We start from the raw sequence: 14,346 nt of genomic DNA, 5'->3' as shown, positions 1-14,346 counted from the left end.
CTTTTTTTATTAAAGAGTTTCGTCTTTTCTTATTTCTGTTAAAAAATTCACTTTCAATATATCATACAAAGAATGTCGGCTCACCAGAATAGAGGCAATAGAAGAAACCATACCGGCAAGCATCAGATGAAAAATCAAAGAATGCCTATCAGTCATTTCTAAAACAATGATCGCTGAAGTAAACGGAGCCCGTGTAATTCCGGTAAGAAAAGCAACCATTCCACCAAGAACAACAACATTGGTTTCATTAGGGGTTAAATGAATAAGCCCTGAAATAACAGAACCAATACTGGCTCCTGCAGATAAAGCAGGGGCAAAAATACCACCGGCCCCGCCGGAAGTAAAAGACAGGGCAGGGCCCAGCATCCTTAAAACAGGAACATACCAGTCCTCATGTTTATTCTTTGTAAAAAGAACCCGTTCCATAATTTCTTTCCCTGATCCTAATATTTCCCGGTTAATAAAATAGGCAATTGAAGCAATGATCAGGGCACAGATAACCAGAAATACTACATTGGCCTTATCCGTTTTCAGAGTTCTCTTTTTCCAGCCATTGATCTTAAGCATAATCACAGAAAGCTGACTCGCCAGAATACCTGCTGCTGCAGCTACAAGTACGATGGGAAACATGACCATCAGGGAAACATCATTGGTTTTGGGATACCCTAAATACAGGTAGGACCCTGCTAATGTCTGAGCCGTTAAACCAGCGATGATGACGGCTGTAAATAAAGCGGTTTTAAAATAATTAATGTGCGTTTTCGATAATTCTTCTACAGCAAATACAATTCCGCCCAGAGGAGTATTAAAAGCGGCTGCCAGTCCGGCTGCAGCTCCGGTCATGATCATATTTTTTTTGGAGATCTTTGGCCACCAATCAGGAAGATACTCATTAACTTTCCTGAAAACAGAACCTGCAATCTGAATGGTAGGCCCTTCACGTCCTACAGCGCCGCCGCCAATAACCAATACAACAGATGAAGCAATTTTAAATATAATAATTTTCAGACTTAAAAGGCTTCTAATCTTTTTATGTTCTTTAGGATTAGCAAGTTCCACTGCTGCCATTACTTGCGGAATTCCGCTTCCTTTGGCATTGGGTGCAAATTCTTTAACCAGCCACCAGGAAAGCACAAATCCAATGGGGGCAATAATGAAGATCATCCATGCATGCCAGTCAAAGATAAAATTCATGAGGTTTTCGCCCCAGGCAAAGAGTTGGGCATATAATACGGCAAAGAATCCGGTGATCACAGAGCCGATCCAAAAGGGAATAGCCTGAAGAAGATTGTATTTCAGTTGCTCATTCCGGATGTTGTCAAAGGATTTTTTAACGGATTGACGAAGAATAGCAAAGATTTTCAGCATTTGTAGGTTTTGAAGGATGAAATTACGGCAAAAAAACCGAAACTTATATTTCTTCTAAAAATTTTGAAATAATTAAAGCATTCTCAAGACTCAATGCCTTTGGAATTCTCAAGCCTGCAATGCTGTTTTTAATCTCTATTTTAAAATCCTCATCAGCAATAGATTTTATGATTTCTTTTCTTTCCGGGCCAAGGAATGCCATCGTTTTGGAAGGATCACTGCCCAGAACATAAAAGTCTTTAAAGTTTTTGTTTTCTTTAGAATTGATGGTTGAACTACTGAATATACCAGCAATTCTGTCTGCCAGTTTTTTCTTATTGATAGAAATAAAGCCAAAATCTTCATTCATTTCCTTTAAGCCCCAAACTTCCAGTGAATCATACTTATCCGTCATACGGGCCCCTCTGATGGATGTTCCTACCAGATTAACAATGAAAAGGTAAAAAGTAATGGTTTTACTTTTGGTTGTAATTCTGTAACAGAGTTTAGGTTCCTGTAAAAAGTTTATATCCTGGGATTTGAACTTACTGTATGGGGAATTTTCAATATCTACCACTGAAATATCATAGAGTGCAGATAACCGCTCATATATTTCAAAAATTAGCTCCTCATCATTTTTGGAAAAATCAAATAATTTGGTAACATAGAGTTTTCTGAAATCAAGTTCCATTTTGTAATAGTTTGCTTAAAGGTAGAATTATTAAGGCAGAAATCCAATAAAAAACCTCCAATAAAAAATCGAAGGTTTTATATTTTAAGATGCACCCATTCTGAGATAGTGATACAAAAAACAATCGTTATGGAAGAGCTCTTATTTCTTTTTTATCAGATCTTCTATTGTATGAATCATTTTTACGGCATTGGTGTTTTCTGGATTTATAGCTAATGATTTTTTATAATTCTCTAAAGCCAAAACATAATTCTTTGCTGCAAGATATGATTCACCTAAACTGTCAAAAGCATTTGCTGATTGTGGATTTTCTTTAACGTTTAAAGTGAAGACCTTAACAGCTTCATCAATTCTTGAATTTCTCAATAAAATATAACCTATCTCGTTTAACGTGTTTTCAAAATTCCATTTTGGATCTTTTTCCTTCATAGAATAATAAATTTTCTCTGCATCAGGATTGTTTTTTTTAGAAAATTCAGAAATGATGGTTTCATCTGCCAATGAATATTCATCTGTTAAATTTTTATCAATCATCGCAACAATATGATTGATGATCTGATATTGGATAGGGAATAAGCTATATCCATTAGACATCATGACGATTGACATATTATTGTATGGGTAAATTTTATAAGAGCTTACATTTCCACCTGAAAAACTGTAAGAGGCTATATTATTCACTTTACTGATGTCCCATCCGTAGGCAAAAACATCTTTCTTATTACCAAAACCGAATGGCTGCCACATCATCTCTTTCGTTTTTTGATCTAATAAATCATTTTTACTAAGATGAATGCTCCATTTTAAAAATGCAGGAAGTGTTATCGCCACCCCGTTGGCAGAATGGGCTTTTATACCATTAATATCAGTAGATTTATCATATTGTTTTCTTTCAGAATTGTAATTGTATTTTACAACACGGTTAGGTATTTTTTCGAGAGCATTTGAAGAAAAAACAACTTGGCCTTTAGAATCAGAAAACTGATTGTTCAGGATGAAATTTTCAAAAGACTGCCCTGTGATTTTTTGAATAATCAGGGTAAGAAGAAAATAATTTGTCTGATTATATCTGAATTCATTTCCTGTTTTAAATTCCATTTTTTCTCTGGACAGCCGTTCGATAACTTTGTCATTAGAATCATCTGGCAAAATATCATTAAAAGCAATAAGATTAGGAATTCCGGAAGAATGGGTCAAAAGGTTTTTTATTTTGACATCCTGCCATTCTTTAGGGAGATGTTCAATGTATTTTGAGATGTTGTCTTCCAAAGATAGTTTTCCCCTTTCAATTAGTTGAAACACACCAATATTTGACATCAATTTTGATGTAGAATATATCCTGAACATTGAATTTGAATCCACCTTTTTATCGCTTTCCAAAGTCTCTGTACCATAGTATTGCTGAAAAACAATCTGGTCATTTTTTATAATCCCGATAGCCAAACCGGGAATGTGATTGATTTTAATTACTTCTTTCACATACTGATCGATTAAAGTTGATGGGATTGTTTTCTGAGAGTAGGTGATTATCGAAATACTTAAAGCGAATGTAGTCAAAATGAGTTGTTTCATATGTAATTGGTTCTGTTTTATAAAAGACAATTTAAACTCCGGTTGTATTACTTCTCAATTCAAAAATAATCAGATCAGGTCACAAAAAAACCTCCGATAAAAATCGAAGGTTTTATATTGATTATAATCAGCAGAAAGCAAATTACTCATTGCTGATTACCTATTACTTATATTTCTGTGTTCAGATCCCAGTTTTCAAGGTAGTCATGAACATGTTTAAGCATCATTCCACCTAGAGAACCATCTACCACTCTGTGGTCATAAGAGTGAGACATGAACATTAAGTTTCTGATTGCAATTACATCACCGTCAGCTGTTTCAAGAACTGCAGGCTTCTTAACGATGGCTCCGATAGCTAAAATAGCTACCTGAGGCTGAGGAATGATAGGAGTTCCCATAAGGTTTCCGAAACTTCCTACGTTAGAAATGGTGTAAGTAGCTCCCTGAGTATCTTCAGGTCTTAATTTTTTGTTTCTTGCTCTGTAAGCTAAGTCATTGATTGCTTTGGCAAGACCTGAAAGAGATAACTGATCTGCATTTTTGATTACAGGAACAATAAGGTTTCCGTCTGGTAGAGCCGTTGCCATACCGATATTGATGTTTTTCTTTTTAATGATGTTCTCACCGCTAATAGAAACATTAATCATTGGGAAATCCTGGATTGCTTTTACAATAGCTTTCACAAAAATAGGCATGAAAGTAAGTTTTTCTCCTTCACGTTTTTCGAAAGCTGCTTTGTTTTTGTTTCTCCATTTTACAACGTTGGTAACGTCTGTTTCAATGAAAGAAGTCACGTGTGGAGCAATTTGTTTTGCTTTCACCATGTTTTCAGCGATGATCTTTCTCATTCTGTCCATTGGAATGATCTCATCACCTGCTGCTGCAGTAATTGTTGTTGCTGGCGTTGAAACAGGAGCTGGTGCAGAAACTGTCTGTTGAGCCGGAGCAGCCTGCTGAGCAGGTTGATTTCCTCTGTTGGCAACGTATGCTAATATATCTTCTTTGGTAATTCTTCCTTCTAAACCGTTTCCTTTGATAGATTTCAGTTCAGTTTCAGAAATATTTTCCTGTTGTGCAATTGATTTTACAAGTGGAGATAAATAAAGATCTCCAGAGAATTCAACATTGGAAGTTATTGAAGTTTGTAAAGGCTGCTCAATGGTTTGTAATGTTTCAGTATCCGGAGCAGCAGCTGGAGTATCAGTAGTTACTTCTTCAGAAGCAGAACCTTCTCCTTCAATTTCTAAAATAGCAATGGCCTCACCTACTTTGGCAACTTCATCTTTTTGCTTTAAAATTTTTACAATTTTTCCCGAAACAGGTGTCGGAACGTCTGAATCTACTTTATCTGTTGCAATTTCTACTACAGAGTCATCTTCTTTTACGTTATCACCTTCATTGAATAACCAAGTGATAATTGTCGCTTCCATAACACCTTCTCCCATGGAAGGAAGCAATAATTTGTATTCTGCCATTTTTGATTTTTAGATTTTGACAAATATATAAAAAAAATCGGTTTTTTTATGAAATATATAATTTTACATAAATTCAATGTAGATATTTTCACCTACATTCAATCCAAACAGGCTTTTAGCTCCGTTTTTCTTACTGCCTTTATAGATTGTAAGTTCCAATAGCTGACTGTCATTGAATATTGCTGCAGACTGTCCGTGGAATTCTGTCTCCCTTTCCCAGTCTGAAACCAATTCCGTATGACCGGAAAAGATCCTCGAAAGACTTAAATTTCTGAATTTTATAGTAAAACCATTATATCCTTTGCTGATATTTTCAAAGAAATCTTTGTTGATATTTGAAATTATATTTCCGAAATTATCAATATAGGTAACTTCACCTATGATCATTCCTTCCGATTCATTATAAACCGCTCTGGGGAACATCAGCTGCTTAGCTGCATCTATTTTTCTCCCGATCACTTCAGGAAGACCGCCATTGGCAAGATGTACAGCTGCCGGAACAAAAATATCCGTAGAAGTAAAGTTGATAATATCATCAAAACGGTTATTAAGGGTAAGTTCGTAGATTGCTTCCGGTTTAATATCAAAGAAGATCAAACTTAAAAGACCGTTATCTGCGGCCAGAAAGTAAGAACCATCTGCTTTGTAAAGGATATTTTTTCTTGATTTATTGTAAAAACTGTCTACAGAAATAATGTGTATACTTCCTTTGGGGAAATATTTATAAGCGTTTCTTACAATATATGATGTTTGTATTAAGTTGAATGCCTGGATGTCGTGGGTTATATCAATAATATTAACCTCAGGATTTAGAGACAGAATCTTGCCTTTCACAGCAGCAACTCTGTAATCTAAATTTCCGAAATCCGAAGTAAGGGTAATAATTGACATGAGCAATTTATAGAATAGTGTAGTCATGCAAAGTTATTTAAAATAAAAAGAAAGCCCGAAAGATTGTTGAAAAGAATTTGATTTAAATTGAAAAAAAGCTTTAATTTTAAAATCTAAAAATAAAAATACTGCATGTTTGAATTGACCTATGATCTGGAAGACATCGATGCGAAAATCTTCTATGGAGTTAATAACCAATATTTCAACCTATTAAAATCAAGCTTTCCAACCATTAAAATTACAGGAAGAGATCATTTTATCTTTGCGATGGGAAACCAGGAAGCCTTAGATATACTGAAGCAAAAACTGGACGATATTGTCAGTTTTATCTCGAAAAACAACTCAATAGGTCTCAAAGACGTTGAGAATATCCTGAATATTAAAGATGAAAACGAAAAACATCTGATCTTTGACCAGGATATTATTGTAAAAGGAGTAAACGGAAAAGTTATTAAGGCTAAAACTACGAATCTTAAAAAGCTGGTAAAGGAAACAGAGAAAAAAGATATGGTTTTTGCCATTGGACCTGCGGGAACAGGAAAAACGTACACCAGTGTAGCTTTGGCAGCAAGAGCCCTAAGAGATAAGGAAGTGAAAAGAATTATCCTGACAAGACCCGCTGTAGAAGCAGGGGAGAGTCTGGGGTTTTTACCAGGAGACCTTAAAGAAAAGTTAGATCCTTATTTACAGCCTTTATATGATGCACTTCGGGATATGATTCCACATGAAAAGCTGGAAGGCTTTATGGAAAAAAAAGTAATTGAAGTAGCTCCGCTGGCTTTTATGAGAGGACGTACTCTTGATGATGCCTTTGTAATCCTTGATGAAGCACAGAATACAACCCACGCTCAGATGAAAATGTTCCTGACAAGAATGGGAATGAATGCGAAATTTATTATTACAGGGGATCCAAGCCAGATCGACCTTCCAAAAAATCAGCAATCTGGTTTGAAAGAAGCTATGAGGATTTTAAATGGAGTGAAGGAGATCGGTTTTGTGCATCTTACAGAAGAAGATGTTGTGAGGCATCCTGTTGTAAGAAAGATTATCCTGGCTTATAATGATGAAGATAAAAGACTGAGAAATGATTAATTCTTATAGATATAGTTTCCATTAACCTTTTGTTAACCTTAAAAGTTTCTGTTAAAATTTGCTAAATTGAAAAAAATAATTAGTTTTGCAATCCTTAAATGTATAACTAATTAACAATGAAAAAATTTTTACTTATTGCAGCCGTAGCTGTATTGGGAATTAACGCAAACGCACAGGAATTTAAATTTGGACCTAAAGCTGGTTACTCTTTATCAATGCTTAAAGCAACTGGCGAAGGGAATACTTACAAATTTGATGCAAAGTCTACTTTTTATGTAGGAGGTATGGCTGAATATAAGTTCAATGATAAATTTGCCGTACAGGGGGAAGTTTTATATTCTCCAATTGGAGGTAAGCAGGAAGAATCTGTTGCTTACACTGAGATGGGAGTAAATGTAACAGGTACTGAAAAAACAGATTGGAAACTGGGAACTGTACAAATTCCTGTTAGTGCTAAATATTATGCTACTGAAAATTTAGCTTTTGGAGTTGGTCTTAATGTGGGTGTTCTCATTTCTGCAAAGGTGAAATCAACAGTAAGCTTATCAGGATCTGCTTTAGGAGAGTCATTTTCTGAATCAGAAAGCTCAACTGAAGATGTGAAAGATCATATGAATAAGTTGAATTTAGCTCCATTTGTTGGTGCTGAATATACACTTGAAAATGGATTGTTTTTCGATGCAAGATATAACTTAGGTATTTCTAACCTTGCTAAAAAGGAGGACGGAGAAAATGGAACTTTAAAAAACAGCTTCATCCAGGTAGGTGTTGGTTTCAAATTCGGAGGAAACTAGTCTTAGATTCTAAGAAAAAATATAAAAAAAGCAGGACAAAATTTGTCCTGCTTTTTTTGTTTTAATGAACGCCATTTATGGAAATATATCCCTGTGATGAAAATAATTAGTACTTTTGGAACGTAAAATTTAAACTTAAAAAATGAAAAAGCTATTATTAGTAGGTGCTTTTGCACTTTTAGGAGGTGCAGCACAGGCGCAAGAAGGTTTAAAATTGGGTGGACATATTGGTGTACCAGTATCTGACGCAAGTAATGTATCTTCATTTACACTAGGGGTAGACGGAGCTTATATGTGGAATATTGCAAAAGGTTTTGACCTGGGGGTAGCAACAGGATATTCTCATTTCTTCGGAAAAGATCACTTTGATGATTTTGGATTTATTCCTGTAGCAGTTTCCGGTAAATATAAATTTAAGGGAGCACCTATTTTTGTAGGATTAGACCTTGGATACGGAATTTCTACAAAAAGTGGTATTGACGGAGGTTTCTACGCACAGCCTAAATTTGGATATCAGATGTCTAAAGGAGAATTGTATATAGGATACCAGTCTGTAAGCAATAGACGTGATCATGGCTGGTACAGAGACAGCTGGAATGCAGGAGCAGTTAACCTTGGGTATAACTTCTTTATTAAATAAACAGATGTTGAACAACATATAGAACTCCGGCCGAAGGCCGGAGTTTTTTTATTGAAATTGTGTCGTATAATGATGGTATTTCCGGTAAAGGACTGTTAGTGTGTCACTTTGAGATAGTGAAAACAACTTCAAATTATAAACATTTGTTTAAATTTTAAGAGTTAAGGTATTAAAAATTAACATTTTAACAATTGTTTTGAGTCTGTATAACGTAGATTAAGGGCAATTTCGCTTAATCGTCTAAATTTTTAAAATCAAATATATCTAGCTCTGGTTGAGAAATTGTGATTTTTTTATTCATAAAATTGTGAAAAAACTAAAAGACTCTCACTGATATGATTTATTTTTGTAAAACCTTAAATTTTAACAATGATATTAATCACATTAACAAATTTTAATATTAATGGATACGACTGTAAATTTGCCACCAGAAAGTATTAAAATTATTTAAAATGAAAAAAATATTATTAGCGGGTGCTGTTGCACTTTTCGGATTATCAAATGCTCAGATTGCTAAAGGTACTACATATGTTTCAGGACAATTAGGGTATTCTCAGAATGAAAATAACAATACAGATACTAAAATCGAGAGCTTCAAAGTTCTTCCAACTGTAGGTTATTTCGTAAACACTAACCTAGCTGTAGGTTTAGGTGTAGGTTACAAAAACGATAACACTAAAGTAACTAAAGAAGAAACTATCGGTACTTCAAAATTCGTTGGAGAAAACAAAAATACAACTTCTGCATTCGTTGTTGCTCCATTCGTAAGAAAATACTGGACTATTGGTGAAAAATTATATATCTTCGGTCAATTAGAAGTTCCTATGGAATTCGGTCAGTACAAGAATGAAGTTGAAGGTACTGAAACAGTAGGTACTACTGTAACTAAAAGATCTACTTCTACTAAAGATAACTATACTTCAATCGGTGTAAACGTTAAGCCAGGTTTAGATTATTTCTTAAACAAAAACTGGTCTATCGAAGCTACTTTTGGTGAGTTTGGTTACAACACAAACAAAGTAAACATAGACGGAGCTAAGAGAGTAAACGATTATAAATTCGGATTGAACTTATCTTCTGTAACTTTCGGAGTTAAGTATGTATTTGCAAAATAATAAACAAAGCATATAATAATAAAGCCCTAAGATTTTCTTGGGGCTTTTTTACCTTTAAATATTTTTAAAAATTAATAACATGAAAAGAATTTTATTAGCATCTGCAATTGCTTTATTTGCAGGGTTAAACGCACAGACAACGTTTGGTGTAAAAGGAGGATATGCTTTATCTAAATTGAACTTTAATGAAAACAACATTGAGCTTGATGGAGCTAGAGGAACGATGAAATCAAAGTCCGGATTTTATGTTGGAGCTTTGGTGGAGCATAAATTCAATAGCAAATTTGCGATCCAGGGAGAAGTAGAGTATGCCAATTTAGGAGGAAAAGCGGAGGTAGCTTTACCATACGGGATTAAGGTAACTGAAAAGATAAACCTTAACAGAATTGTAATTCCTGTTTCTGCAAGATACTATGCAACACCTGAATTAGGTATTTATGCTGGCCCTTATGTAAGTTTCAAGACAGACACTAATGTGAAGTTTGATGTAACAGGTCTGCCTGCTGGTGCTTCTGTAAACCCAGCTGCGGTTAAAGAGGGAGAACAGCTTGTAGAAAAGCAATTTAACGACAATTTAAAGTCTACTGATTTCGGATTGTTTTTCGGAGCTGATTATAACGTATACAAAGGTTTGTTTGTAGATGCACGTTATAGTTTTGGATTGACCAATATGGTTAAAAATCCTGTTGGTAACGAGAAAGTAAAGATGAATTTCTTCCAGCTTGGAGTAGGATATAAGTTTAAATAAATTCAATTAATAATCATAAAAAAACTATTATTAGCAAGCGCTATTGTGTTTTTCGGGCTTTCTAATGCTCAAATGACTAAAGGTGACTGGGTAATCAGTGGAAACACTGGAATGGGTTTTAATAACATTGCAACTACAGTAAAAGTAGGAGGAAAGTCTACTGACGGTCCAAAAGTAAACACGTTCTCAATCACTCCTTCTGTGGGATATTTTGTTATTGATAAATTAGCAGTGGGTATTGATTTAGGATATGTAAATAGAATCACAAAATATGATGATGTTAAGTTTACAAACTCTACATTTTCTGTAATGCCTACAGCAACCACTCCTGGGAGCAGGGATAGGTTATGGATCGAATAAGGAAAAGGCTTCTTCTTCCGGGGTTCGCAATGGAATTTATGATCCAATTCTTATACAGGATACAGAGACCACTACAGATGGTTTAGCATGGAAAGTAAAAGGAGGAGTAACTTATATGGCAACATCTTCTTTAGGGATTAATCTAGGTATTTCTTATGACCAGTTTTCAAGTAAAGAAACTATTATGAATACAGAAGTTAAGACAAACATTAATACTTTCGGTGTGAATGTAGGTTTCTCTTATTTCATCAAAGGAAAAGGGCAGAAATCTGATAAATAGTCAAATTGTTTAAAGATAAAAAACAAAAATCCGACTCAATTTTGAGTCGGATTTTATATTTTGATTAGATTGTTTCTGGACTATTTTCCAAACATTCCGCCCATTCCAGGCATGTTTGGCATTTTGCTCATCATCTGCATCATTTGCTTTCCTTGAGGCCCTTGCATCATCTTCATCATTTTTCCCATCTGATCAAATTGCTTCATCAATTGGTTTACATCCTCAATCTTTCTTCCTGCACCTCTTGCAATTCTGTTCTTTCTCTGAGTATTGATAATAGAAGGTCTTCTTCTTTCGTCCGGTGTCATAGAGTAGATGATGGCTTCAATGTGCTTAAATGCATCATCGCTGATCTCTACATCCTTGATAGCTTTCCCAACCCCAGGAATCATTCCCATAAGGTCTTTCATGTTACCCATCTTCTTGATCTGGTTAATCTGCTTTAGGAAATCGTCAAAACCAAACTCATTTTTAGCGATTTTCTTGTGAAGTTTTTTAGCTTCTTCTTCATCAAACTGCTCCTGAGCTCTTTCTACTAAGGAAACAACGTCTCCCATTCCTAAGATTCTGTCAGCCATCCTTTCCGGGTAGAAAAGGTCTAAGGCTTCCATTTTCTCACCTGTAGAAATGAATTTGATTGGCTTTTCAACAACAGAACGGATCGTTAATGCAGCCCCCCCTCTTGTATCACCATCTAGTTTAGTAAGAACAACTCCGTCAAAGTTCAGGGCATCGTTGAATGCTTTAGCAGTATTCACGGCATCCTGACCTGTCATTGAGTCAACGACGAATAGCGTTTCATTCGGTTTAATGAAGTAATGAACCGACTTAATCTCGTTCATCATCTGCTCATCAATCGCTAAACGACCTGCAGTATCCACGATCACAACATCATGGCCATTTGATTTTGCAAAATTAATTGCGTTTTCAGCAATGGTAGAAGGATTTGTAGAACCTTCCTCTGTGAAAACAGGAACCCCGATTTGTCCACCTAATACTTTTAGCTGGTCAATTGCAGCAGGACGGTAAACGTCACAGGCTACCAATAGAGGTTTTTTATTTCTTTTTGTCTGTAAATAATGAGCAAGTTTTCCAGAGAAAGTAGTCTTACCAGAACCCTGAAGACCTGCAATAAGGATTACAGATGGTTTTCCTGAAAGATTAATTCCTTCCTGAGAACCTCCCATCAAATCCACAAGCTCATCATGAACGATTTTTGTCATTAATTGTCCCGGAGTAAGGGAAGTAAGAACATTTTCGCCTAAAGCTTTATCCTGAACTCTTTTGGTAAGATCTTTTGCAACTTTATAGTTAACGTCGGCATCCACCAATGCTCTACGGATTTCCTTTACGGTTTCCGCTACATTAATTTCGGTAATTTTTCCACGTCCGGAAATATTATGTAATGCCTTGTCTAATTTATCCTGTAAACTATTAAACATATTTATTGTAAATTATAGGTTTGCAAAAATAAGGAATTTTTAAGAAACCTGAGTAGTATAGACTTATATATTATAAGGATTGGGGTAATATTTGATGAAAGTTGGTAGATTGAAGTGGTGAAAAGGAGGATTGTTTGTCTGTAAAAAGAGGTAAGGGGATGTTTTTATATAAATAGATTAATTTTTCTTTATAATTAATAATACATCAATCTGTTTTATTTGAAAAACCTTTTGTTGTATTTTATTAATCGAATGAACAGGAGTATAAATAATCAGTAGCTTCAAATAGGTATTACACATAATAGTGACTTCTATCCTCCATCTTTCTGCTTTCCTGTCTATATAATATTATATACATACAAGAATTTAAGAATTATTTTGTATCAAAAATTATAATCCTATTTTTGCACCATGAATTTTCTTGATGGTTTTATTATTATAGCATTAGCTGTTGTTTTTAATATAGGAGTCTATATAATATTTAAAAAATATCTATATAAAAGACAGGATGCAGCTCTTAAGTTCCTCACTGTGAACATCCCTAAAGACATTGTGTGGCTGCTGATTTCACTTCTAATCATTGATAAAACAAAAGAGAATTTTATGTTTTTACTTGCATGCTTTGTTATAGGGTCATTCCTTATATATTTACCTATAATAAAACTCATTAATAAATCTTGATTTTTTTGATGATAAAAATCAATTTTTAGTATTGGTAAAGTTTAATAAAATCGATATATTTGCACACGATTAAAAAAGAGATATGAACAGAAAAATTTCTTCATTATTTTTCGCATTTTTGTTTGTGTTTATTAGCAGTTTAGCTGCTGCACAGCACGAAACTGAAGGGGAAAAATTAGCTGAAAAAGTAGAGCATAGAGAAGCAAAGGATGGCTTCAATGCGACTAAAGTGATCATGGAGCACATCGGTGATTCTAATGAATGGCATTTATGGACTTCAAAAGATGACAGTGGTGAAGAGCATCACGTTTCTATCCCTTTGCCTGTTATTATTAAGGATAACCAAGGGTGGCATACTTTCCTTTCAAGCAGCATTGCTCACGGACATGAACACGATGGGTATACTTTAGAAGAGGGGCAGGTAGTTTCTACTAAAGGTGTTGAAAAAGCTACATTGTTCTCAATCATCAGCGGGAAACAAAAATCTAACGAAGTGTTTTTTGATCTTTCAATTACGAAAAACGCAGCTTCAATGTTATTGTCAGTAATTTTTATGGCAGTAGTGTTCATAGGAATGGCAAGAAACTATAAAACTTCACAACTTCCAAAAGGACTTGGGAAAGTTTTAGAGCCAGTGATTGTGTTTATTAGAGACGAGGTGGCTATTCCAAACATCGGGTCTGTTAAGTACAAAAGATACATGCCTTATTTATTAACTGCATTTTTCTTTATCTGGGTTAACAACCTTTTTGGATTAATTCCTTTCTTCCCTTTTGGGGCAAACCTTACAGGTAACATCGCAATTACATCAGTGTTAGCTATTATTACCTTATTAATTACATTATTCAGTGCGAATAAAGATTATTGGAAACACATCTTTATGCCGCCGGTTCCAATCTTATTGTACCCAATTATGGTTCCAATCGAGATTATCGGAATCTTTACAAAGCCTTTCGCTTTAATGATGCGACTTTTTGCTAACATCACTGCGGGACACATTATGATTTTGGCGATCATTTCATTGATCTTCATCTTTAAGTCTCCATTGTTAGGATTTGCATCAGTGCCATTAGCATTATTCGTTTCAGTATTAGAATTGCTGGTTGCAGCGCTTCAGGCTTACATCTTTACTGTATTATCTGCCTTATTTATTGGTATTGCAGTTGCAGAGCACGAACATGAGCACGGTCACGAAGAACACGCTCACTAATTAAAAGA

The 14,346-nt window shown here is 34.8% G+C and carries 14 protein-coding genes; 8 read left to right on the top strand and 6 right to left on the bottom strand.

What is annotated here, in order from left to right:
• Positions 1 to 9 precede the first annotated feature (9 nt).
• From M2372_RS20405 to M2372_RS20385, 5 genes are all read right to left on the bottom strand, one after another.
• Entirely contained in the window at positions 10 to 1,368 is a 1,359-nt protein-coding gene (locus M2372_RS20405; RefSeq protein WP_123318980.1) for a chloride channel protein, read from the bottom strand.
• Positions 1,369 to 1,411: 43 nt separating this feature from the next.
• Positions 1,412 to 2,038 carry a hypothetical protein gene (locus M2372_RS20400; protein ID WP_123318981.1) on the bottom strand — a complete coding sequence of 209 codons (627 nt, stop codon included), beginning with the start codon at positions 2,036 to 2,038 and terminating at the stop codon, positions 1,412 to 1,414.
• Positions 2,039 to 2,179: 141 nt separating this feature from the next.
• Positions 2,180 to 3,610, bottom strand: a complete 1,431-nt coding sequence (locus M2372_RS20395) for a serine hydrolase domain-containing protein (protein ID WP_123318982.1) — start codon at positions 3,608 to 3,610, stop codon at positions 2,180 to 2,182.
• A 167-nt stretch (positions 3,611 to 3,777) separates the two neighbouring features.
• On the bottom strand, positions 3,778 to 5,085 hold the full coding sequence (locus M2372_RS20390; RefSeq protein ID WP_123318983.1) for a dihydrolipoamide acetyltransferase family protein: 1,308 nt from the start codon (positions 5,083 to 5,085) through the stop codon (positions 3,778 to 3,780).
• Positions 5,086 to 5,148: 63 nt separating this feature from the next.
• Positions 5,149 to 5,976: an S-adenosyl-l-methionine hydroxide adenosyltransferase family protein gene (locus tag M2372_RS20385; RefSeq protein ID WP_115973391.1), complete on the bottom strand. Its 828-nt coding sequence runs from the start codon at positions 5,974 to 5,976 to the stop codon at positions 5,149 to 5,151.
• 132 nt (positions 5,977 to 6,108) lie between these two features.
• On the opposite strand from M2372_RS20385, the gene M2372_RS20380 reads away from it, so the two are divergent.
• From M2372_RS20380 to M2372_RS20350, 7 genes are all read left to right on the top strand, one after another.
• Positions 6,109 to 7,068: a PhoH family protein gene (locus tag M2372_RS20380; RefSeq protein WP_115973392.1), complete on the top strand. Its 960-nt coding sequence runs from the start codon at positions 6,109 to 6,111 to the stop codon at positions 7,066 to 7,068.
• Positions 7,069 to 7,184: 116 nt separating this feature from the next.
• Positions 7,185 to 7,862, top strand: coding sequence for a porin family protein (locus tag M2372_RS20375; protein ID WP_123318984.1), 678 nt, complete (start codon positions 7,185 to 7,187; stop codon positions 7,860 to 7,862).
• 142 nt (positions 7,863 to 8,004) lie between these two features.
• Entirely contained in the window at positions 8,005 to 8,502 is a 498-nt protein-coding gene (locus tag M2372_RS20370) for a hypothetical protein (RefSeq protein ID WP_115973394.1), read from the top strand.
• 452 nt (positions 8,503 to 8,954) lie between these two features.
• Positions 8,955 to 9,617 (top strand): outer membrane beta-barrel protein, encoded by a 663-nt coding sequence (locus M2372_RS20365; RefSeq protein WP_123318985.1) that lies wholly within the window; start codon positions 8,955 to 8,957, stop codon positions 9,615 to 9,617.
• 79 nt (positions 9,618 to 9,696) lie between these two features.
• Entirely contained in the window at positions 9,697 to 10,365 is a 669-nt protein-coding gene (locus M2372_RS20360) for a porin family protein (RefSeq protein WP_115973396.1), read from the top strand.
• Positions 10,366 to 10,437: 72 nt separating this feature from the next.
• Positions 10,438 to 10,725, top strand: coding sequence for a porin family protein (locus tag M2372_RS20355; protein WP_228455671.1), 288 nt, complete (start codon positions 10,438 to 10,440; stop codon positions 10,723 to 10,725).
• 115 nt (positions 10,726 to 10,840) lie between these two features.
• Positions 10,841 to 11,005, top strand: a complete 165-nt coding sequence (locus M2372_RS20350; RefSeq protein ID WP_228455672.1) for a hypothetical protein — start codon at positions 10,841 to 10,843, stop codon at positions 11,003 to 11,005.
• A gap of 80 nt (positions 11,006 to 11,085) precedes the next feature.
• On the opposite strand, the gene ffh is transcribed toward M2372_RS20350, so the two are convergent.
• A complete protein-coding gene (ffh, locus tag M2372_RS20345; RefSeq protein WP_123318986.1) occupies positions 11,086 to 12,447 on the bottom strand; it encodes a signal recognition particle protein in 1,362 nt (453 codons plus the stop codon).
• A gap of 763 nt (positions 12,448 to 13,210) precedes the next feature.
• Here ffh and atpB point away from each other — a divergent pair.
• Positions 13,211 to 14,338 carry a F0F1 ATP synthase subunit A gene (gene atpB, locus M2372_RS20340; protein WP_115973781.1) on the top strand — a complete coding sequence of 376 codons (1,128 nt, stop codon included), beginning with the start codon at positions 13,211 to 13,213 and terminating at the stop codon, positions 14,336 to 14,338.
• The last annotated feature ends 8 nt before the right edge of the window (positions 14,339 to 14,346 follow it).

The sequence above is a fragment of the Chryseobacterium sp. BIGb0232 genome, from assembly GCF_024810195.1.
Classification (GTDB): Bacteria; Bacteroidota; Bacteroidia; order Flavobacteriales; family Weeksellaceae; genus Chryseobacterium; species Chryseobacterium pennae.
Note: the sequence above shows the minus strand (reverse complement) of the source record. Positions and strands in the feature narration are given on the sequence as shown.

Excerpts from the sequence above, each read along its gene's own strand:
- M2372_RS20405 (WP_123318980.1), bottom strand. The coding sequence starts at position 1,368 with ATGCTGAAAATCTTTGCTATTCTTCGTCAATCCGTTAAAAAATCCTTT.
- M2372_RS20400 (WP_123318981.1), bottom strand. The coding sequence starts at position 2,038 with ATGGAACTTGATTTCAGAAAACTCTATGTTACCAAATTATTTGATTTT.
- M2372_RS20395 (WP_123318982.1), bottom strand. The coding sequence starts at position 3,610 with ATGAAACAACTCATTTTGACTACATTCGCTTTAAGTATTTCGATAATC.
- M2372_RS20390 (WP_123318983.1), bottom strand. The coding sequence starts at position 5,085 with ATGGCAGAATACAAATTATTGCTTCCTTCCATGGGAGAAGGTGTTATG.
- M2372_RS20385 (WP_115973391.1), bottom strand. The coding sequence starts at position 5,976 with ATGTCAATTATTACCCTTACTTCGGATTTCGGAAATTTAGATTACAGA.
- M2372_RS20380 (WP_115973392.1), top strand. The coding sequence starts at position 6,109 with ATGTTTGAATTGACCTATGATCTGGAAGACATCGATGCGAAAATCTTC.
- M2372_RS20375 (WP_123318984.1), top strand. The coding sequence starts at position 7,185 with ATGAAAAAATTTTTACTTATTGCAGCCGTAGCTGTATTGGGAATTAAC.
- M2372_RS20370 (WP_115973394.1), top strand. The coding sequence starts at position 8,005 with ATGAAAAAGCTATTATTAGTAGGTGCTTTTGCACTTTTAGGAGGTGCA.
- M2372_RS20365 (WP_123318985.1), top strand. The coding sequence starts at position 8,955 with ATGAAAAAAATATTATTAGCGGGTGCTGTTGCACTTTTCGGATTATCA.
- M2372_RS20360 (WP_115973396.1), top strand. The coding sequence starts at position 9,697 with ATGAAAAGAATTTTATTAGCATCTGCAATTGCTTTATTTGCAGGGTTA.
- M2372_RS20355 (WP_228455671.1), top strand. The coding sequence starts at position 10,438 with ATGACTAAAGGTGACTGGGTAATCAGTGGAAACACTGGAATGGGTTTT.
- M2372_RS20350 (WP_228455672.1), top strand. The coding sequence starts at position 10,841 with ATGGCAACATCTTCTTTAGGGATTAATCTAGGTATTTCTTATGACCAG.
- ffh (WP_123318986.1), bottom strand. The coding sequence starts at position 12,447 with ATGTTTAATAGTTTACAGGATAAATTAGACAAGGCATTACATAATATT.
- atpB (WP_115973781.1), top strand. The coding sequence starts at position 13,211 with ATGAACAGAAAAATTTCTTCATTATTTTTCGCATTTTTGTTTGTGTTT.